This is a genomic window from Pigmentiphaga sp. NML080357 (genome assembly GCF_002188465.1).
Taxonomy (GTDB): domain Bacteria; phylum Pseudomonadota; class Gammaproteobacteria; order Burkholderiales; family Burkholderiaceae_B; genus Pigmentiphaga.
On record NZ_NINW01000036.1, the window covers coordinates 1 to 19325 of the forward strand.

Annotated in this window: 17 protein-coding genes and 1 pseudogene; 13 read left to right on the top strand and 5 right to left on the bottom strand. The window is 67.2% G+C overall.

What is annotated here, in order from left to right; genetic code table 11:
* The 6 genes and pseudogenes from CDO44_RS14905 to CDO44_RS14930 form a co-directional block, all read left to right on the top strand.
* Positions 1-112: pseudogene (locus CDO44_RS14905) on the top strand (IS5/IS1182 family transposase); the annotation flags it as partial.
* Between the two features lie 48 nt (positions 113-160).
* The gene (locus CDO44_RS14910) at positions 161-1369 is read left to right on the top strand and encodes an NAD(P)/FAD-dependent oxidoreductase (protein ID WP_087781004.1); all 1209 of its coding nucleotides are present in this window, start codon (positions 161-163) and stop codon (positions 1367-1369) included.
* Positions 1370-1422: 53 nt separating this feature from the next.
* Positions 1423-2391 carry a tripartite tricarboxylate transporter substrate binding protein gene (locus tag CDO44_RS14915; RefSeq protein ID WP_087781005.1) on the top strand — a complete coding sequence of 323 codons (969 nt, stop codon included), beginning with the start codon at positions 1423-1425 and terminating at the stop codon, positions 2389-2391.
* A gap of 80 nt (positions 2392-2471) precedes the next feature.
* Positions 2472-3152, top strand: a complete 681-nt coding sequence (locus tag CDO44_RS14920) for a DUF2848 domain-containing protein (RefSeq protein ID WP_087781006.1) — start codon at positions 2472-2474, stop codon at positions 3150-3152.
* Between the two features lie 33 nt (positions 3153-3185).
* Complete coding sequence (locus CDO44_RS14925; protein WP_087781007.1) at positions 3186-3572, top strand: cupin; 387 nt, start codon at positions 3186-3188, stop codon at positions 3570-3572.
* Positions 3573-3733: 161 nt separating this feature from the next.
* The gene (locus tag CDO44_RS14930) at positions 3734-5089 is read left to right on the top strand and encodes an amidase (RefSeq protein ID WP_087781008.1); all 1356 of its coding nucleotides are present in this window, start codon (positions 3734-3736) and stop codon (positions 5087-5089) included.
* A gap of 6 nt (positions 5090-5095) precedes the next feature.
* Here the strand turns inward: CDO44_RS14930 and CDO44_RS14935 are convergent, their stop codons facing one another.
* From CDO44_RS14935 to CDO44_RS14945, 3 genes are all read right to left on the bottom strand, one after another.
* On the bottom strand, positions 5096-6256 hold the full coding sequence (locus CDO44_RS14935; RefSeq protein WP_087781009.1) for a mandelate racemase/muconate lactonizing enzyme family protein: 1161 nt from the start codon (positions 6254-6256) through the stop codon (positions 5096-5098).
* Positions 6253-6885 carry a DUF4286 family protein gene (locus tag CDO44_RS14940; protein WP_087781010.1) on the bottom strand — a complete coding sequence of 211 codons (633 nt, stop codon included), beginning with the start codon at positions 6883-6885 and terminating at the stop codon, positions 6253-6255. The genes CDO44_RS14935 and CDO44_RS14940 overlap by 4 nt, the downstream gene beginning before the upstream one ends.
* A gap of 135 nt (positions 6886-7020) precedes the next feature.
* Positions 7021-7998: a tripartite tricarboxylate transporter substrate binding protein gene (locus CDO44_RS14945; RefSeq protein WP_233146195.1), complete on the bottom strand. Its 978-nt coding sequence runs from the start codon at positions 7996-7998 to the stop codon at positions 7021-7023.
* 131 nt (positions 7999-8129) lie between these two features.
* Here CDO44_RS14945 and CDO44_RS14950 point away from each other — a divergent pair, with 131 nt between their 5' ends.
* Positions 8130-9065: a LysR family transcriptional regulator gene (locus CDO44_RS14950; RefSeq protein ID WP_087781011.1), complete on the top strand. Its 936-nt coding sequence runs from the start codon at positions 8130-8132 to the stop codon at positions 9063-9065.
* Between the two features lie 25 nt (positions 9066-9090).
* Here CDO44_RS14950 and CDO44_RS14955 read toward each other — a convergent pair whose 3' ends face one another.
* On the bottom strand, positions 9091-9840 hold the full coding sequence (locus CDO44_RS14955; protein WP_087781052.1) for an enoyl-CoA hydratase/isomerase family protein: 750 nt from the start codon (positions 9838-9840) through the stop codon (positions 9091-9093).
* Positions 9841-9971: 131 nt separating this feature from the next.
* On the opposite strand from CDO44_RS14955, the gene CDO44_RS14960 reads away from it, so the two are divergent.
* Together CDO44_RS14960 and CDO44_RS14965 are read left to right on the top strand one after the other, a co-directional pair.
* Entirely contained in the window at positions 9972-11000 is a 1029-nt protein-coding gene (locus tag CDO44_RS14960; RefSeq protein ID WP_087781012.1) for an alcohol dehydrogenase catalytic domain-containing protein, read from the top strand.
* A complete protein-coding gene (locus tag CDO44_RS14965; protein WP_087781013.1) occupies positions 10997-12493 on the top strand; it encodes a class I adenylate-forming enzyme family protein in 1497 nt (498 codons plus the stop codon). The genes CDO44_RS14960 and CDO44_RS14965 overlap by 4 nt, the downstream gene beginning before the upstream one ends.
* 35 nt (positions 12494-12528) lie before the next feature.
* Here CDO44_RS14965 and CDO44_RS14970 read toward each other — a convergent pair whose 3' ends face one another.
* A complete protein-coding gene (locus CDO44_RS14970; protein ID WP_087781014.1) occupies positions 12529-13503 on the bottom strand; it encodes a tripartite tricarboxylate transporter substrate binding protein in 975 nt (324 codons plus the stop codon).
* A 182-nt stretch (positions 13504-13685) separates the two neighbouring features.
* On the opposite strand from CDO44_RS14970, the gene CDO44_RS14975 reads away from it, so the two are divergent.
* From CDO44_RS14975 to CDO44_RS14990, 4 genes are all read left to right on the top strand, one after another.
* A complete protein-coding gene (locus CDO44_RS14975; RefSeq protein WP_087781015.1) occupies positions 13686-14456 on the top strand; it encodes an IclR family transcriptional regulator in 771 nt (256 codons plus the stop codon).
* 41 nt (positions 14457-14497) lie between these two features.
* Positions 14498-15253 (top strand): TSUP family transporter, encoded by a 756-nt coding sequence (locus tag CDO44_RS14980; protein ID WP_087781016.1) that lies wholly within the window; start codon positions 14498-14500, stop codon positions 15251-15253.
* Positions 15254-15400: 147 nt separating this feature from the next.
* Complete coding sequence (locus CDO44_RS14985) at positions 15401-16153, top strand: hypothetical protein (protein WP_087781017.1); 753 nt, start codon at positions 15401-15403, stop codon at positions 16151-16153.
* A gap of 103 nt (positions 16154-16256) precedes the next feature.
* A complete protein-coding gene (locus tag CDO44_RS14990; RefSeq protein ID WP_158213295.1) occupies positions 16257-19172 on the top strand; it encodes a bifunctional diguanylate cyclase/phosphodiesterase in 2916 nt (971 codons plus the stop codon).
* Positions 19173-19325: the final 153 nt, after the last annotated feature.

A 19325-nucleotide genomic window follows, 5' to 3' on the forward strand; every position in this document is an offset into this window, starting at 1 on the left:
ACTGTTCCGGCGCCTCAAAGGCTTCCGGCGCATATTCTCGCGATTCGACAAGCTGGATGTGATGTTCATTGCCTTCATCAATTTCGCGCTCATCGTTGATGGGCTTAGATAGTGTGAACACGCCCTAGTATGTGCCGGTCTATCCACACAGCAGCAAGCCATGACCGCAAAGAACGAACGAGTCCTGATCGCCGGCGCCGGCCCGGTAGGCCTGGTGGCCGCTAATGTATTGGCAGACGCCGGCATACCGGTGGCGGTGTTCGAGGCCGAGCCGGCCCTGCCCCAGACCTTGCGCGCGTCGACTTTCCAGCCGGCCACGCTCGATCTGCTGGCGCGCCTGGATGTTTCGAAATTACTCATCAACATGGGTCTGGTTGCCCCGCGCATGCAGTACCGCGACCGCAAGGGCTGGGTGGCCGAATTCGACTTCGGCGCCATAGGCGACGAAACCCGGCATCCCTATCGGCTGCAGTGCGAGCAATTCAAGCTGAACGGCCTGCTGGTGGATCGCCTCGCCCGCATTCCCCACGCTCAGGTGCGCTTCGATGCGCGGGTGACGGACGTGGCGCAGGACGCGGACGGCGTCACGCTGACCATCCAGAACGCCGCCGGCGCCGCCACGACCGAACGCGGCACCTGGCTGATCGGCGCGGATGGCGGGCGCAGCGCGGTGCGCGACCTGCTGGGGGTAGTGCTGGACGGCTTCACATGGGCCGAGCGCTTCCTGGTGGCGAGTACGCCTTTCGATTTCGCCGACGTGATTCCGGGCCTGGCCGACGTCAGCTACTTCGCCGATCCGGAGGAATGGTTCTTCCTGCTGCGCGTGCCGGGGCTGTGGCGCGTGATGCTTCCCGTCGGCGCCGAGGAGCAGGATGCCGACATCCTGTCCGACGCCAGCATCCAGCGCCGGCTGCAGCGCGTCCACCCGAATCCCGCAGGCTACACGATCGAGCACCGCACCATTTACTCGGTGCACCAGCGCGTGGCGCCGCGGTACCGGGTCGGCCGCGCCTTCCTGGCGGGCGATGCCGCCCACTTGAACAACCCGCTGGGAGGCATGGGCATGAACGGTGGCATACATGATGCTTTCAACCTCGCCGACAAGCTCGCCCGCGTCTGCCTGGGACAGGCGGAGGACGCGCTGCTCGATCGATATGAGGCGGAGCGGCGGCCCGTGGCGCTCGACTACGTGAACAAGATCACTATCGCCAACAAGAACAACCTGGAGACGCGGGACGAAGCGCACCAAAGGACGTGGCGCGAGGAGATGACACGCACGGCCGGCGACCGGCGGCTGGCCAAGGAGTACCTGTTGAAGGTTTCCATGATCAGCAGCCTGCGCCGACCCGAGATGCACCAAGGCGCGTGACCTCTCGGGACACGCGTCATCCCTACCACTCGTATCCCCATCGGGAGTTCAGCATGTTCAGCAAGCTCGCACTAGGCAGTATGCTCGCGCTGGCATCCTTCGCGATGCCGGCATGGGGCGATTCCTACCCCAGCCGCACGATCACCATCGTGACGCCCTTTCCGCCCGGCAGCACGAGCGACATCATTCCGCGCCTGCTGGCTCCCCAGCTTTCCAAGTCCCTCGGCGCCACGGTCATCGTGGAGAACCGTGCCGGCGCCAACGGTTCTCTGGGGGCCGCCAAGGTGGCCTCCTCGCCCGCCGACGGCTATACCTTGCTGATGGCCACTACGGGCGTGCTCGCCATCAACCCCTGGGTCTACAGCAAGCTCTCGTACGCGCCCGCCAAGGACTTCGAACCCATCATCAACGCCGCATCCACGCCCAACCTGCTGGTGGCCCATCCCGGCGTCGCTGCCTCGAGCCTCAAGGAACTGGTCGAACAGGCCAGGAAGCATCCCGGCGAACTCACTTTCGCCTCGGCCGGCAACGGCAGCACCAGCCACCTGTGCGGCGAGTCGCTGAAGGCCGCGGCCGGCGTGGACCTGGTCCATGTGCCGTACCAGGGGCCGGCACCCGCGATGCAGGACGTGCTCAGCGGCCGTGTCGCGCTGATGTGCGACAACCTGTCCAACGTCATCCAGTACGTCAAGAGCGGCCGCTTGAAAGCCATCGCGCTGACCGGCAAGGAACGCAGCCCGCAGGCGCCCGACATCCCGACTTCGGCCGACGGGGGCTACCCCGACGTGCAGGCCGGCAACTGGTACAGCTTCGTCGCGCCCGCGGGCACCCCGCGCGCCATCGTCGACCGGTTGAATGCGGAATTCGCCAAGGCGCTGCGGGATCCGACCGTCACCGCGCGGCTGGAGTCCATGGGATTGACCATCATCGCCGACAAGCCCGAGGAATTCCGCGCCTTCATTGCGCAGGAGTCCGCGCATTGGCAGAAGGTGGTCAAGGCGGCCAACGCGCGCCTGGACTGACGCGTCCTCATTCCCCTGGATTTCCGCCGGCCCGGCCGTGCATCCGCACGGCCGGCCTCGGCATAGCCGATGGACACACGATGCTATTGAATCTCGTCACCCTCGAAGGCGTCCGCCAGCACGACGCCACCATTTCCCATGCTGTCATCGCCGGCTGGACCGGCCGCGACCGTGCCGCCATGGAAAAACACATCGCCGAACTGGAAGCACTAGGCGTTCCCCGCCCCGCCGCGACTCCCATGTACTACCGCGTCGCCGCTGCGCGGCTCACCACGGCGCCTCGCATCGAAGTCTGCGGCACCGATTCGAGCGGCGAAGTCGAGTTCGTCATGCTGCGCATCGACGGACGGCTGTGGGTCGGCATAGGGTCCGACCATACCGACCGCAAGGTCGAGACCATGGGCGTAGCGATCTCCAAGCAACTGTGCGAGAAGCCGGTCGGCACCGATTGGTGGCTGTTCGATGACGTTGCCGCCCATTGGGACGAACTGCTCTTGCGCGCGTACATCGTCGAGAATGGCCAGCGCGTGCTCTACCAGGAAGGGCCGGTCACGGCGATGCGCGATCCGCGCGACCTCATCGCCGGCCATGCCGGCGCCGGCGGCGTCCTGCCCGAAGGAGCGGTCATGTTCTGCGGCACGCTGGCGGCCCGGGGCGGCATCCGTTTCTCTCCTCGATTCGAATTCGAACTGCACGACCCCGTGCTCGGCCGCACCCTGCGCCACGCCTATGACATCGAGGCCCTGCCGGTGGCCGGCTGACCATTGATAGCTGAAAAGACAAAGGAACCCATCATGCCCGTGAACAAGCAACACGACGAATTCCACTCCGTGGACATGGAAAACGGCTGGCAACTGCCCGAAGGCTACGACCCGGACTCGGGCGCGCGCGAGAAAATCCTCTCCGGCTCGCTCGACGTGCTGAACAAGCGCGGCAGCCGCACCCGCCTGCTGCGCTTTCCGCCGGGGCTCTACACCAGGCAGCCCATCGTCCACGACTACTGGGAAGAAGTGTTCCTGGTGGCCGGCGACCTGACAGTGGGCAACGACGCCAACGGCCAGGGCGGCACGCCCTTCTCGGGCTACACCTACGCCGTGCGTCCGCCCGGCGCCTGGCACGGCCCCTTCAAGTCCGAGGGCGGCTGCCTGCTGCTCGAAATACACTACTACGATCCGGTGTAGGGGAAAGCCCACCCCCGGGGAGGCCCACCCCCTTGCGCTACGCGCTCCCCCTCAAGGGGGCGATGCGGGTGGACCGGCGGAGCCGGATCCACCGCATCCTGGGGTAAAACCGGGCTGGCCGCAGGCGGCGTTTGGCCGCGGCTCTCATTTTGGATGACGTTATGACTTTGCCTGTCGTGTCCCTGGAACATCTGAGCGCCGAGCTGGAAGCCGGGCGCGTGAGCAGCCGCGAGCTGGTCGAAGCCTGCCTGGCGCGCATCGCGGATCCGGCCGGGGAAGGGGCGCGCGTTTACATCCGGGTGGATGCCGAGGACGCGCGCCGCGCCGCCGACGAAATCGACGAGGCACGCGCGCGCGGCGAGCGGACACGGCGCTATGCGGGCATTCCCGTTTCGATCAAGGACTTGTTTGATATCGAGGGCCAGGTCACCACGGCGGGTTCGGTCGTGCTGGCGGGCAGCGCTCCCGCCGCGCGCGACGCCGCGGCGGTGGCGCGCCTGCGCGAGGCGGGTTTCATCATCATCGGCCGCTCGAACATGACGGAGTTCGCATACTCCGGGCTAGGCCTCAATCCGCACTACGGCACACCGCGCAACCCCTACGATCGGCAAGCCGGCCGCATTCCCGGCGGCTCGTCGTCGGGGGCGGCGATCTCGGTCACCGACGGCATGGCCGCCGTGGGTCTGGGTACGGATACGGGAGGCTCGTGCCGCATCCCCGCGGCGCTGACGGGGCTGACAGGCTTCAAACCCACCGCGTCGCGCGTTCCCGCGACGGGAGCGTTTCCGCTGTCCACCACACTGGACAGCATAGGCGGCATCGGTTTCACGGTGAATTGCTGCGCCATCGTGGACGCCATCCTGTCGTCGGATCCGGTCTACCTGAGCGAGCGCGCGCCGCTGGCGGGCCTGCGCATCGGCGTTCCGCAGACCGTCGTGCTGGACGGGATGGACCGGCACGTGGCGGACACTTTCCAGGCGGCGCTGCGCCGCCTCTCGCAGGCCGGAGCGCAGGTCGCGGACGTTCCCTTCGCCGAATTCGGCGAACTCGCGGACATCAATGCCAAGGGAGGATTCACAGCGGCGGAATCCTATCCCCTGCACCGCGCCATGCTGGCGCGACATGGCGACCAGTACGACCCGCGGGTGAAGGTTCGTATCGAGAAAGGCGCGCAGCTGACGCCCGCGGATGTCGCGGAACTGCGGGCGCGACGGACCGACTGGATACGGCGCACCGGCCGGCACTTCGAAGAGCTCGACCTCATCGCCTGCCCCACGGTCCCCACGATCGCGCCCACGCTGGCGGAACTGGACGACGACGGCGCCTACGGGCGCATCAATCTGCTGATGCTGCGCAATCCCACCTTCATCAACTTCCTGGACGGCTGCGCCATCTCGCTACCATGCCACGAACCGGGCACGGCGCCCGTCGGCCTGATGCTGGCCGCCACGCAGGGGCAGGACCGCCGCCTCCTCGCCATGGCGAGGTCGGTGGAAGCCCTGCTCGCCGCGCGCTGAGCAGTGCTAGCGGCGCTGCGCGAACGCCAGGTAGTCCGTGTCGAAGCTCATGCCCCACCCGGGTGCCGTGGGCAGGGTGTAGAGACCATTCACGAAGGGCCGGTCCGGCTGGTTGGCGATCAGCTTGTAGAAGAACGGATCGCGCCAGGGGAGCATGACTTCGGCATAGCGCCCATTGGGCACCCCGGCTGACATCATCAGGCCGATCTGCGGCTCCAGGTGCTGCATGACCGTGACGTTGAAGGCCGACGCCAGCATGGCGACACGCCGCCATTCGGTCGGCCCGCCGCCCCAGCTCGCATCGAAGTTGCAGATGTCGATGGCGCCGGCGGCAAGCAGATCGCGGCAGCCGAAGCGCGACAACTCGCTCTGCCCCGCGGCCACCGGCACGCCGCCCACCGCGCGCACCACGGCCATGTCGGCGCGGTCGTTATCCCAGCGGCACGGCTCCTCGAACCAGGCCAGGCCCAGGTCGCGGGTGCGGCGCACGAACTCGAGCGCCTCTTCGCGCGTCCAGCCCTGGTTGGCGTCGCATGCCAGCACGAACGAATCGCCGCCTGCCTTGCGTACCGCTTCCGCGCGCAAGGCATCTTCGGCCGGCGTCTTGCCGCCCAGCTTGAGCTTCAGGCCGTGGATGCCGAAAGCCTTCAACTCGGCCACTTCATCGGCCAAGGCCTCGAGATCGCCGCTCTGGCGGTAATAGCCGCCCAATGCGACTACCGGCACTTGTTCACGCGCGCCTCCCCAGAGCACGTGCAGGGGTACGCCGGCCAGCTTGCCTACCGCGTCGTGCAGCGCGCTGTCCACGCACGCCTGGGCGCGCAGCGCCACCCGCCGGTCGCGCAGGAACGGTTCGGTGGCGCGCCGCGTCGCGGCCCAGGCCTCGTCGACGGCGGCGACCTTGCGGCCGCGCAGCATCGGCTCGAGTTCATCGTGGATCAGGCGGATGATGGCCGGCTGCAGTTCGTCGTCGTTGCCGTTGAAGCACTCGCCCACCACGCCCGCGTCGGTGTGGATGCGCGTGACGATAGTGCAACGATGGGTCAGCTTCAGGGTCGATCCCGTGGCGGGCCGCTCGAGTTCCACCTTCAGCGGGATGGTCTCGATATGCGTGATGCGGGCATCCACGAGAGGGTGCACGCCGGTTGCTGGGGTCGCGGAAGTCATGATGCTCCTTTGCCGGGCTCGAGCGCATAGACCCGCTCGCACATGACCCGGCGGGTATTCTGGAAATGCGGACGCACGCGGCCGCTCCACTCCGTGGCGCGCACCGCCAGCCATGCCGGATCCTGCTTGATGGCCGGCGTGGTCAGGTCGTAGCATGCCAGCGATCGCTGGCTGCCGTCGGCGTTGGCGGCGACCAGCCGGCGCGCGCGTATGTTGCCGGCCACCGCCGCCAGGCCGGGAAGGTGCTCCTGCGCGTACCAGCCGTCCAGGTCCTCGGCCACTTCGGGCCGCACGTCGGTCTCGACCACGTAGTGGTAGCGGGCGGTTTCGCCCCGGGAGGCACCGGGAAGATCCTGCACGGGGGCCAGGTACAGCACGTCACGCGCCGCGCCGGGCATCTGGCGATCGGCCAGCCCGGCCAGTTCGCCGGCCAGCGCCGCATCGGACATGGCTGGATCGCTCGACCAGAAATAGAGATACAGGTGAGAACCGTCCAGCGCGCGATTGGCATCGACGCGCTCGAAACGGCCGGGATACCGCGCGACGGCTTCGGCCGCCAGTCTTTCGATGGCGGCCGCGTCGGCGGGTGCCGGGGAATACCGCAGCAGTATCGCGGCGGGTGTGGTCATAGACATCTTCCAAAAAAAGGCCCCGCGCCAGCCCCTTCGCGCTCCCCAACGGAGCGCCTTGTCGTCTCGGGGCGGCGCATGCTCGTCCTCGGCAGCGGGGGAGGGGGCGCATCCGCTGCCGTCCGGCGGTCCTCGTCAATCGGCCTGGATGCCCAGCCGCTTGATCAGTTCCGCCCACTTGGTGGTTTCGCCCGCGAGGAACTTGCCGAAGGGCTCGGGTGCCAGGTAGGCCACCGAGGCGCTTTCCGCTTCCAGTCGCCGGCGCATGTCGGGCTCGGCCAGGATGTCGCCGATGGCCTTGCTCAACTTGTCGACGATAGGCTGAGGCGTTCCGGCAGGCGCCAGCACACCCCACCAATTGTCGCCGTCGTAGCCGGACAGGCCGGCCTCCTCGACCGTGGGTACATCCGGCAGCACCGCCTGCCGCTTGGCGCCGCTCACCGCCAGCGGACGCAAGCGGTTGGCCTTCACATGAGGCAGCGCCTGCAGCACGGTGCCGACCGACACCTGGGCATGGCCAGCGGCCACGTCGGTCAACGCGGCGCCCGCGCCCTTGTATGGCACGTGGGTCATCGATATGCCGGCGCGGATCTCGAACAACTCGCTGACCAGGTGCTGGGAACTGCCGACACCGGACGAAACGTAGTTGAGCTTGCCGGGATTGGCCTTGGCATGGGCGATGAGTTCCGACAGCGTCTTGACCGGCAGGCCGGGATAGACCGAGATCAGCAGCGGCGCCGTCGCCAGCCTGGCGACCGGCGCGAAGTCCTTGGCAGGATCGTAGGGCAGCTTCTTGTAGAGCGTGGAGTTCGCAGTATGCGGCGTCGAGATCAGCAGCAGCGTATAGCCGTCCGGCCGGGACTTCGCCACGACTTCCGTGCCTATGGTGCCGCCCGCGCCGCCGCGATTGTCGACGATGAACGGCTGTCCCAGCCGCTTGGTCAGCTCCTCGCCGATGAGCCGGCCGACGATATCGTTGCTGCCGCCCGGGGCGAACGGAATCACGATGCGCACGGGACGGCTGGGATACTCCTCGGCGTGGACGGCCGGGCTCGTCGCTGCCGCCAGCAGCATGGCGGCGGCCGGCGCCAGGAGTTTGCGGTAAATGGGCATGAGGTCTCCTCGTTCGTGCCGCGCCGGCGGGTTCCCGCGGGCGGCGTTTCGTCAAGGGCCGCATTGTGCGCACCGGCGTTATTTTCATCAATAAAATAGCGGCTACATCTGATATCCGAAAATTAAATACCATGGATCTGCAGCAGCTCGAATCCTTCGTACGCGTGGCGGAACTGGGCAGCCTCACCCGCGCCGCGCTGGTGCTCGGCGTCTCCCAACCCACCTTGAGCCGGCACATCCGCCTGCTGGAACTCGAGCTCAAGAGCCACCTCCTGGTCCGCACCGGGCGCGGCGTGGAGCCGACCGAATCCGGAAAATGCCTGCTTTCCTACGGCAACGCCATCCTGAAGCTGACGCGCCAGGCGCGCGCCGACATCCAGGCTCTGCGCGAACAACCCACCGGCCGGCTGACCGTCGGCCTGCCCCCGCGCATCGCGCACGTGCTGACGCCCGCGCTGGTCAAGGAATTCCGGCGCCGCTATCCCGAGGCGTCGATCTCGGTGTCCGAAGGCCTGAGCGTGTCGCTGCGCGAGGACCTGATCCTGGGCAAGATCGAGATCGCCCTGCTGTTCGACCCGCCCCCCAGCCCGAAGCTGGAGTATCGCAGCCTGTACCGCGAGGAGATGATGCTGTGCGGGCGCCCCACGCCTGCCTTCCCCCTGCCGGCCAGGCTCGCCGCCAAGGAACTCGAGCGATATCCGGTCCTGGTTCCCAGCATCCCCAACGCCGTGCGCAATGTGATCGAGGCCAATTGCCGGCCCCATGGCATCAAGCTCAACGTCGTCGCCGAGGTCGACGCGGTCCATACCCTGCTCACGCTCGCATTGAGCGGACAAGGCTATGCCATCGTGCCGCGCAGCGCCGCGCCGGCCGCACGAACGCTGGGCGGCAAGCCCTTCAAGGTCTCCACCATCGACGCCCCGCGCATGCTCAACAACCTCGTCCTGGCGACGGCGCGCGAGCGGCCGTTGTCGCAGCTCGCCCAGGGAACGGTGGCGCTGCTGGCCGAACAGGATATCGGCCGGCTGCTCGGCGCGGGGCGGCGCCTCCACGGTACCGGCGGCTGACCCGTCGCCGGGGCGTGCGCGCCCTTCAACGGATGCGGCCGGCCCCGGGCTTATGGGCGACCACGTCTCCGAACTCCTTGGACGCCAGGATCGCCTGCCGCGCATCGTCGATGATGCCGGCATGCTCGCGGGCGCGCCGCCGGCGCTCCAGCAAGATCAGCCGCTTGGTCTGCGCCACCGCCGCGGCGGAGTTCGAGGCGATGCGGCGGGCAAGCGCGAGCGCGGCGGCAACGCTGTCGGGCGCCACCTGATCCACCAGCCCGATGCGCAGCGCTTCCTGCGGATCGATCAGGCGAGCCGTCAGCATGAGATCCAGCGCACGGGGTTCGCCCACCAATCCCGGCAGGGTCACGGCGCTGACGCCGGAGAGCATGCCGTGCTGGACCTCGGGAAACCCGAGCTTGCCCGATTGGGCGGCAATGCGGAAATCCGCATGGATAGCCAGCGTCAAGCCCATGCCGATGGTAAAGCCATGCAAGGCCGCCACGACCGGCTTGTTCAATTCCACCCCGATGCCCGGGATGGCGTCCATCAGCGTGCGGGTGTCGACCATGGTGCCGGTGGCCTGCATCTCCTTGATGTCGGATCCTGCGCAGAAGGCCTTGTCGCCCGCGCCGCGCAGCACCAGTACGGCCACCGCCGGGTCCTCGGCGGCCTCGCGCCAGATGCGGCCAAGCTCCCGCTTCGCAGGCACGTCCAGCGCGTTCATGCGCTCAGGCCGGTTGATGACGATTTCGTGGATGCCGCTGTCGAGCGGCCGGTAATCGATACCCATGGGAGCCTCGTTCGAAATGACGCCGGCCATGCGTTGACAGCACGTCCCGCGCTATGCAAACTATAGCGCATATGTGTAAATAGTAAACATTATGTGCATATTATGCACATTTATATGCCGGGAAATATTCCATGAAAGCCGTTTTTCTTTCCGCCTTCGGGGGCCCCGACGCGCTGGAAATCCGCGAAGTACCCACGCCATCGCCCCAGGCGGGAGAAGTCCTGGTCCAGGTCAGGGCCGCTGGCATCTGCCATCACGACGTCCTCCACCGCGCGGGCAAGCTGCCGGGAGCCAAGACCGGCGTCGTGCTGGGGCACGAAACCGCAGGCGAGGTCGTTGCCGTCGGCGCGGGCGTCGTCACGCACAAGGCTGGCGACGCGGTGGTGATCTACCAGCGCCAGTTCTGCGGCATGTGCCGCAACTGCCTGCGCGGCCGGCAGGACATGTGCCGCGCGCTGGGCCTGCCCGCCGTCGATACCGTGGGCGGCTACGCCGAATACGTGTGCGTCCCGGCGCCGATGGCCATCCCGGTCCCCCGCGGATTGCCCTGGGAAGCAGCAGCCCTTTCGTGCTGCCCCATCGGTACCAGCCTGCGCGCGCTGCGCACCCTGGCCGGCACCAGCCCGGGCGATACGGTCCTCATCACGGGTGCGAGCGGCGGCCTGGGGATGCACCAGATCCAGATCGTGCGGGCCCTGGGGGCGCGCGCCATCGCCGTCACGTCGAGCCCCGCCAAGGCCGCCCACCTGAAGGCGCTCGGGGCCGATGAAGTCATCGTGTCGCCCGACCTGAAATTCAGCGCCCAGGCGTGGCAGCTCACCGGCAAGCAAGGCGTGGATGTCGCCATCGACAACTTGGGCATGACGCTGCCCGAGACCTTGCGCGCCATGGCCCAAGGCGGCACCGTCGTGGTACTGGGCAATATCGAGGGCCAGCCGGTCGACGTGCTGCCGGGCCTGCTCATCGGCCGCCGGATACGGGTCATGGGCTCCGGCAGCGGCACGCTGGAGGATATCCGGCAGGCCTTGGCCATGCTGGTGGCGGGCCAGATCCGGCCGGTCATCTCGGCAACGCTGCCTTTCAACGACATCCGCCGGGCCCACGAACTGCTCGATACCAAGGCCGTGGAAGGGCGCGTGGTCATGCAGGGCTGGACATGAACGTCGGCGCCCTGCTGCTGCGCTGTGCGCAGCGCTGGCCCGACCGGCCGGCCCTCGTGGATGCGCGCGACGGCGGCGTCCTGACTTTCTCGCGCCTGGCCGAACGCGCGTTCGCGCTGGGGCGCGCACTGCGCTCGGAAGGGCTGAACGGGCAGGACCGCGTGGCCATCCTCGGCGACAACACGCCCTCTTATCTGCTGTGGGACTACGGCACGATGTCGGCCGGCCTGGTCAGGGTGCCGCTGGATCCTGCCCTCAGCGCCGACGAGCAGGCGGCCCAGCTGGCCGACGCCCAGGCGCGCCTGCTGGCCTACGGCGACGACTACGCCGAGCGCGCGCGCGAACTCGCCGAACACCTGCCCGGACTGCTGCTGCGGCCGCTCGAGACAGCCGCCGGCTGCGCGGACCTGCTGCCGGCGGCGCTTCCTCCCGCCGAAGCCATGGCCTCGCTCAATTACACGGGCGGCAGCACGGGCGCCCCCAAGGCGGTCGTCATCACGCACGGCAGCCTCACGTCGGCGCTGCAGAACATCGTGCCGGCTCGCGGTCAAGGGCCGGGGGATGTCATGCTCAACATGCGTCCGCTGTGGCCGATCGCGGCCATCGTCGTACTGGCCCAGTTGGCGGCCGGCGGCACGGTGGTGCTGGCGGGCAGGTTCCACCCCCGGCGTTTCCTGGAACTGCTGGCGCACTACCGCGCCGCGTCCACTTCGCTGGTGCCCACCCACCTTGTCAGGCTGCTCAAGGAAACCCGGCCGGCCGATTACGACCTCTCCGCGCTGCGCAGCATCGACGTCGGCGCCGCGGCCATTCCCCCCGACACGTTCGAAGCCGCCATCGAAGCCTTCGGCCCGCGCCTGGGCATCCTGTATGGACTGACCGAAGCGTCGTGGAGCTGCTACCAGCCTCCCGCCGCGCTGGCCGACCCGGCCACGCGCGAGCAGGCCATGCGCAGTGTCGGCCGGCCGCTGTTCGGCTGCGAAATCCGCATCGAGCGGGACGGCGAGCCGGCGCCGGCCGGCGCGGAAGGCGAGGTACTGATCCGCGGCGCCCACGTCGCGGCGGGCTATTGGCGCCAGCCGGAGTTGACGGCGCAGGTTTTCCGCGATGGCTGGTTTCGCACCGGCGACCTCGGCATTCTCGACGCCGCGGGGATTCTGCGCATTACCGGCCGGCTGAAGGAAGTGATACGCAGCGGCGGCAAATCGGTACTGCCCGACGAGGTGGAACGCGCCCTGTGCGCGCATCCGGCCGTCGCGGAGGCCGCAGCCGCAGGCTTGCCGGATCCCGAATGGGGGGAAATCGTCGGCGCCGCCGTCGTGCTGAACGAAGGCGTCACCGTCAGCGTGGAAGAGCTCATGGAGCACTGCCGGCTGTCGCTCTCGGGCTTCAAGAAGCCAAGAGTGATCCGGTTCGTCGCGGGCATCCCGAAATCCCACTACGGCAAGATCCAGCGCGCCAAGGTCCGGGCCCTGCTGGCCGACAGCCTTTGAAGGACCGGCCCCGCGCGCGGCCGGGGCACGGCGGCCTACTGCTCGACGATATTGGCCAGCTTCACGATCTCGCGGGACTTGGCGGTTTCCTGGTCGATGAAGGCGCGAAAGCGCGCACCCGACACCCCGGAGGGCTCCAGCCCCTGGCGCTCGAACCAAGCCCGCGTTTCTGGCTCCGCCACGACGCGCTTGATGGCTTCCTCCAGTTTTTCGACCACCGGCGCCGGCAGGTTGGCAGGCCCCCACAGGCCGTACCAGGTCGAGAAATTGACCTCGGGATAGCCAGCTTCGGCAAACGTCGGCACGTCCGGCGCCAAGGGGCTGCGGCGGTGGCCGGTGATGGCGAGCGCCTTGAGCTTGCCCGCCTTCACCGGCGGCAGCGACGACAGCAGCGGATCGATCATGCCGCTCACCTGCCCTCCCATCAGATCCACCAGGGCCGGGGCCGTGCCCTTATAGAGGATGGTCGGCACATTCAGGCCGGCTCGATACTTGAACGACTCCACGGCCAGATGGCCCGCGGCGCCGAAGCCCCCGACCGCGAAATTGAATTTGTCGGGCGCAGCCTTGGCCCGGGCGACGAAATCCTGCACCGAAGCAGCCTGCGTGGAAGGCGGCGTGACGAACAGCAGCGGTCCGGAAGCCACCAGCGCGAGATGGGTCAAGTCCTTGACCGGATCGAAAGGCGGTTTCTCTTTCATGATGAGCGGATTGACCACCAGCGTCGAGGCGGTAAGCAGGAGCGTATAACCGTCCGCCTGCGACCTGGCCACCGCATCGGCGCCGATGTTGCCGGAAGCGCCGGCCCGGTTCTCGACCACCACTTTCTGCCCCAGGTCTTCCGACAAGCGGGCGGCGACGGTGCGCGCCACCGCGTCGACGGCGCCGCCCGCGGCGAAAGGCACGATCAGCCGCACCGGCTTGGATGGATAGGGAGCGGCCGCGGCGACCGAGCCGGCAGCCAGTAGGAACGAGATGGAGAACCGCACCAGAACGCGTGGAAACGACATGGCAAAACTCCCGCAGGGCCTGTGCCCGGATACCGAGCGTCGCATGATACGGCGCTCTCGAAGCGTTTCTCCGTCCTCCGTTATACAGAGTTGCTATGTGCATATTCTGCACAATTAGCTTGCAATACGCACTCAGAGATTAGCGATACCATGTCGCGACGTCAACGTTCCTCCAGCTTCCCATGCCTCGCCAGCCATCCGTCTCCAACGCGCAATCCGGCAACCGCGTCCAGGTGATCGACCGGGCCATGGTGCTGCTCGACGCCTTGATGCGCACGCCCCGCGGCGCCTCCGCGCTCGAGTTGGCCCAGGCCACGGCGCTCGATCGCACGACGGTGCACCGGGTCCTGCGCACGCTTGCGCACTGGGGCATGGTGCAGGCCCGCGAAGGCGTCTATACCCTGGGCCCCCAATGCCTGGTCCTGGGCACCGCCCAGCACGACCGCCTGGGCATACGCAGGGCGGCGCTGCCCCACGCCATCGAGCTGCAGGAAAAAGGCGTGGGCAAGCGCCGTGCGATCGTCTCGATCTCGGTGCCGGCGCTGGACGAGGTGGTCATCATCGAGCGCATCTGGACTCCCTCCGTGCCGCTCAACATCATTACCGACATCGGCACCCACTTTCCTCTGGACGCCAGCGTCAGCGGCCGCGCCATCCTGGCGGCCTGGCCGCGCGCCAAGGGCATCGCGCACGTGGGGGAGGAACGCTATGCGGCGGTGAGCGAACGGCTCGACACGATCCGGGCCCACCGCGGCATCTCGTTCGGGCTGAGCGAGATGCGCCCCGGCGTCGGAACCCTCGCCTGCCCGATCTTCGGACACGGCGACGAGGCGGTCGCCGCCCTGATCGTGGCCGGACTGGCGCTCGAAGAAGAATTGCGCCCCGACTCGCCGCTCGCCCAGCATGCCCAGCGCAGCGCGGCCAATATCTCGGCCGTGCTGCGGGCCGGCTAGCCGCCGGGCGCCGCGCTGTTTTCGGTTAGCATTCCGGGTTCATGACCGCCCTGACCTTTCTGCTCTTCCTCGCCAGCGTAGGCATCGCGGCCTACTGCCAGAACCTGACAGGTTTCGCTTTCGCCCTGTTGCTGCTGGGCATGGTCGGCGCCTTCGGCCTGATGCCGATCACCGACGCCGCCAACGTCTCCAGCATCCTGAGCCTCGTCAACGCCTGGGCTTACTGGCGCTACAACCGCGTCACATTCGACTGGGTGCTGCTGCGTCCCGTCCTGACCAGCAGCCTGCTTGGCGTGCTGGGCGGCGTCGTCCTGCTGGAGTGGCTGAGCACCAACGCCGTGACTACCCTGCGGCTGCTGCTCGGCGTTGCGATCATCGGCTGCTCGGTGCTGCTGCTGGTCCAGGCGGCCCCGCGCGACAAGCCTTCCGGCAAGCCCGCGCTGTGGTTCTTCGGCGGGCTGTCGGGGCTGCTGGGCGGGCTTTTCTCCACCTCGGGGCCGCCCATGGTTTATCACCTCTACCGGGAGCCCATGGACCGGGGCGCCGTGCGCGAATGCCTGTTCATGATGTTCGCCGCCAATGCCGCCTTGCGCCTGGTCCTGGTCGCCGGGAGCGGGCACTTCGCCTGGCGCTCGCTGCTGCTGGCCGTGTTCGCGGTTCCGGTAGTGGCCGGCGTGTCCTGGTGGCAGGCCCGGCATCCGCCCCGCATATCCCGCCGGGCCGTGGAATGGCTGGTCTGCGGGCTGCTCATGCTGGCCGGTGTCAGCCTGATCTGGGCCAGTCTTGCCCGCGGTTGAGGCTATTGTGCATCGCACAACAAAAAAGAGGCTTAACCCGTAAATCCTACCCATTTGTAAGCAACTTCCCGCTGAGACGTGCGAATCTGGTGTCACCGCTGCGATATCCGCAACGGCCCTACCGTCCCACTCTTACAAGGAAGTCAAATGTCTTACGAAAACGCCTACGCCCAGCGCTCTGACCTGCTCCTGCCCCTCTCCGAACAAACGCCGGAAAACCTGCCTTTCACGGTACGCATCGCCCGCGACGAGACGGCCATGGAGAAAGCCATTGCCATGCGCCAATCGGCCTACGGACGCCACGTGCCGGAAATCGCCAAGAATCTCGGCATGCCGGAGTTGCACGACAACGATCCGGGTTCCGTAGTCCTTTTGGCTGAGTCCAAATTCGATGGCGCGCCGCTGGGCACCATGCGCATCCAGACGAACATGTGCGGTCCCCTGTGGCTGGAGCAGTCGGTTACCCTGCCCGACTGGCTCGCCGGCCACGCATTGGCCGAGGCAACCCGCCTCGGCGTGGCCAGCGAGCGCACCGGCCGTGTCGCGAAAACAGCCCTTTTCAAGGCCTATTTCCTTTTTTGCGTGCAAGCGGGCATCGATTGGATGGTGATCGCCGGACGCTCTCCGCTCGACCGGCAGTACGAGGCGCTGATGTTCCAGGAAGTGTTCCCCGGCCAAGGATTCATGCCGATGCGGCATGCCGGCAACATTCCCCACCGGGTTCTCGCTTTCGAGGTCGCCACCGCCGAAAAGCGCTGGCGCGAAGGGGGCCATCCGTTGTATCAGTTTGTGTTCAAGACCCATCATCCGGACATTCGTATCGATGGGAATTTGATTAACATTGACGCGCTGCACCGCGCCACGACGGGAGAGGAGGCCCTTCTTCAACCGCAGGTCTGAGTCAGCATGGTTGGCGGTCCGCCTTTCGGGCGGGCCGCATATCGACAAGCTCCTTATCGAAAAGGCGAACATGCAGCCCCGTTCGGCGGAACCCTCTACCGGCATGTCCGGAGTCACGGCAAAGATCGACTGGTTCCTGCGCAACTTCTCCTACTACGTCGTACCGGCTGCCATCTTCGTCTTTTCCCTTGCCGCGCTCTCGCTCGGGCACAGCATCTACGACGCGGACGGCAACCGCATCCTGCCGTTCGCGGTGGCGCCGGCGGAAGGTCCCGACCAGACGCCCGCCTCCGCCCTCGCGGCCTTGGCGGCCGCGCCCCCGGTCATGTTCCACGACACGCGCCTGGCCGAAACGCCGTTCTGGTTCCGCTTTCGCGCGCCCCCCTCCAATACTCCGCAAAGCGTCGAGCTCCCATCCCGCCATGCGCAGGAGGTCGCCTGCTGGAACGCCGGCGACATGAAACTGCTGGGATCGGCCGATCGCACCAAAGCGACCGGCCTGCTGCAACCCATGAAGGCAGGCTTCGCGCTGGACCTGGGCACGCATGCCCAGCCGCGCGACATCCTCTGCCGCAGCCATTTCTCCGGTCCCGCCCGCATCACGGTGGAGGCCTGGCCCCAAGACGAGCTCGCGCTGTCCAAGCTGGCCTACCACCATGCCACCGGCGTCCTCGAAGGCGGCCTGCTGACTCTCGCGGTGCTGACGCTGATGACCGCGCTCATCAATCGCGATCCGCGCTACGTGCTGTTCGCGGTCTGGCTGGTCGGCAATCTGCGCCTGGGCGGCATCACGATGGGGTTCGACACGCAATGGCTGGAACGCACCATTCCCGCCGACTGGATGGCGATGGTCCGCAAGCTGACCATCGCCGCCTACTACATCGTGACCTACACCCTGTTCAGCCAATTCCTGAGGACCGAGCTCGGACGCGTCGGCTACGCCTGGCTGCTGCGGGCGGGTTCGCGCGCGGGCCTGGTGCTGCTGGCGCTCGCGCTTGCCCTGGACTTCGCCGACTTCCTTCCGGCCATGTGGGTCGTGGTCTCGTTCGGAATTTTCGTCGTCATATTCTTCCTGGCCCGGATGGTCATCATCACGCGCTCGCGCATCGCGCTGTGGTATGCCGCCGCCCTGGGCATCGTGCTTTTCTCGACCTTCTCCGAGGTCATCGCCGCCGCCTTCGAGTTCAAGACCCTGGTGGGCACGCTCAACAGCGTCACCGCGGCGCTGGCCTCCAGCCTGGTCGCCGCATTCGCGTTCGCCGAACAGATGCGGGTGGAACGGGTCGAGCGCGAGCACGCGGAGGCCGAGCTGCAGCGCGCCTACGAGGTAACGCCGGTCGGCCTGTTCACGCTGGAGCCGGACGGCCGGTTCGTGCGGGCCAACACCGCCATGCAGGAAAAGCTGGGACTGGCGGGACGACCGCTGCACGAACAGCGGTGGCAGAACTATTTCGAAGCCGGCGCATGGGAGCGGCTCAAGGAAATCGCCGAGCGAGGCGGCGAGGCCGAGATCCAGGCCCTGCCCGTGGGCGGCACGGAAACGCGCTGGTACCTCGCCAAGGCGACGCTGGCCCATACCCGGATCGAGGGATCGCTCCAGGACATCACCGAACGCCGCAAGGCCACCGAGCGGCTGCGCTTCCTCGCCAACAACGACTCGCTGACCGGCGCCCTGAACCGCCGTGGCATCGAGCAGGTGCTGGAAAACTCGCTCAAGCAATTCGACGAGTCCAGTCCGTTGGCATTGGCCTACCTGGACCTGGACCGCTTCAAGCTGATCAACGACCTCTACGGCCACCAGACCGGCGATGAAGTCCTCAAGCAGGTCTGCCAGCGGGTCAAGTGGTCGCTGGGAGACACGCACTACGTGGGCCGCATCGGCGGCGACGAATTCATCCTCGTGCTGCGCGACACCGCCATGCTGCCTGCCACCGAGCTGTGCCGCCGCATCATCAGCGATATCTGCGACATGCCGTTCCAGTTGCGGCGCCGGTCGTTCCAGGTCAAGGTTTCCATCGGGCTCATCGAGATCACGCCCGAGATGCGGGTGCAGGACGCCGTGTCGGCCGCCGACCGTGCTTGCCGCGAGGCCAAGAAAGGCAAGCACGGCCACATGGTCATCTACAAGGAGAACGCGCCCGCCTTCCAAGAGCGCGCCGAGGAACTCAGGCTCATCGAGGAGCTCGGCAGCACGTTCACGCCCACCGGGCTGTCGCTGGTCATGCAGCCCATCATGTCGCTGCGAGCGCCGGAGGCCTCGCTCGACTTCGAGGTCCTGGTGCGCATGCAGGACTCGTCCGGCACCATGGTCCCCGCGGGCAAGGTCATCGCCGCGGCCGAGGCCAACGGCACCATAGGCGAGCTGGACAAATGGGTATTGACCTCGACGCTGGTTTGGCTGACCGAGAACCTGCCCCGCCTGCCCCATACCCGCTTCGTCTGCGTTAACCTGAGCGGCGCATCGCTGAACGACGAGGCATTCATCGAGGACACCTTCCGCATCCTGTCCCGGTTCGGCGCCGTGGTGAAGTACCTGTGCATGGAAATCACCGAAAGCGTGGCCCTGCACGACATCGCCAACTCGCGCCGCTTCATCGACCGGCTCAAGTCCTGCGGCGCCAAGATCGCGCTGGACGACTTCGGCGCGGGCTACACCTCGTTCTCGTACCTGAAGGAATTCGCCGCCGACGCGCTGAAGATAGACGGCACCTTCATCAAGCGCATGCACGAGCATCCCGCCAATTACGCCATCGTCGAGGCCATCGTCGAGCTTGCTCGCAACCTCGGCATGCGCAGCATCGCGGAATGGGTGGAGGACTACGCAACCGTGGAAGCGCTGGCCGAACTGGGCGTGGATTATGTCCAGGGCTGGGCCATCGCCAAGCCCATGCCTCCCGAGGAATTGCTGCGCGCCTCTTCATCCGCCAGCTTCATCGCCGACGAACGCATTCGCGCTTTCATTGCGGGCGCGCCGCATCCGGGTCCGCAAGGCGGCATGCCCGCATCGGGCATGCATTGACGCGGCCCTCGAGGCCGTGACGCGGTGGCCGCGCCGGGCGGCGCACCGTGGGCTGTCTCGATTGCCTACATTTCATGTATTGATGAATCCATCATTTGCTGCCAGCATAGCGGTTCCGGTTTCGCTGCAAGGAGCATGCTGTGAGGCAAGATC

Excerpts from the sequence above, each read along its gene's own strand:
- CDO44_RS14910 (WP_087781004.1), top strand. The coding sequence starts at position 161 with ATGACCGCAAAGAACGAACGAGTCCTGATCGCCGGCGCCGGCCCGGTA.
- CDO44_RS14915 (WP_087781005.1), top strand. The coding sequence starts at position 1,423 with ATGTTCAGCAAGCTCGCACTAGGCAGTATGCTCGCGCTGGCATCCTTC.
- CDO44_RS14920 (WP_087781006.1), top strand. The coding sequence starts at position 2,472 with ATGCTATTGAATCTCGTCACCCTCGAAGGCGTCCGCCAGCACGACGCC.
- CDO44_RS14925 (WP_087781007.1), top strand. The coding sequence starts at position 3,186 with ATGCCCGTGAACAAGCAACACGACGAATTCCACTCCGTGGACATGGAA.
- CDO44_RS14930 (WP_087781008.1), top strand. The coding sequence starts at position 3,734 with ATGACTTTGCCTGTCGTGTCCCTGGAACATCTGAGCGCCGAGCTGGAA.
- CDO44_RS14935 (WP_087781009.1), bottom strand. The coding sequence starts at position 6,256 with ATGACTTCCGCGACCCCAGCAACCGGCGTGCACCCTCTCGTGGATGCC.
- CDO44_RS14940 (WP_087781010.1), bottom strand. The coding sequence starts at position 6,885 with ATGACCACACCCGCCGCGATACTGCTGCGGTATTCCCCGGCACCCGCC.
- CDO44_RS14945 (WP_233146195.1), bottom strand. The coding sequence starts at position 7,998 with ATGCCCATTTACCGCAAACTCCTGGCGCCGGCCGCCGCCATGCTGCTG.
- CDO44_RS14950 (WP_087781011.1), top strand. The coding sequence starts at position 8,130 with ATGGATCTGCAGCAGCTCGAATCCTTCGTACGCGTGGCGGAACTGGGC.
- CDO44_RS14955 (WP_087781052.1), bottom strand. The coding sequence starts at position 9,840 with ATGGGTATCGATTACCGGCCGCTCGACAGCGGCATCCACGAAATCGTC.
- CDO44_RS14960 (WP_087781012.1), top strand. The coding sequence starts at position 9,972 with ATGAAAGCCGTTTTTCTTTCCGCCTTCGGGGGCCCCGACGCGCTGGAA.
- CDO44_RS14965 (WP_087781013.1), top strand. The coding sequence starts at position 10,997 with ATGAACGTCGGCGCCCTGCTGCTGCGCTGTGCGCAGCGCTGGCCCGAC.
- CDO44_RS14970 (WP_087781014.1), bottom strand. The coding sequence starts at position 13,503 with ATGTCGTTTCCACGCGTTCTGGTGCGGTTCTCCATCTCGTTCCTACTG.
- CDO44_RS14975 (WP_087781015.1), top strand. The coding sequence starts at position 13,686 with ATGCCTCGCCAGCCATCCGTCTCCAACGCGCAATCCGGCAACCGCGTC.
- CDO44_RS14980 (WP_087781016.1), top strand. The coding sequence starts at position 14,498 with ATGACCGCCCTGACCTTTCTGCTCTTCCTCGCCAGCGTAGGCATCGCG.
- CDO44_RS14985 (WP_087781017.1), top strand. The coding sequence starts at position 15,401 with ATGTCTTACGAAAACGCCTACGCCCAGCGCTCTGACCTGCTCCTGCCC.
- CDO44_RS14990 (WP_158213295.1), top strand. The coding sequence starts at position 16,257 with ATGTCCGGAGTCACGGCAAAGATCGACTGGTTCCTGCGCAACTTCTCC.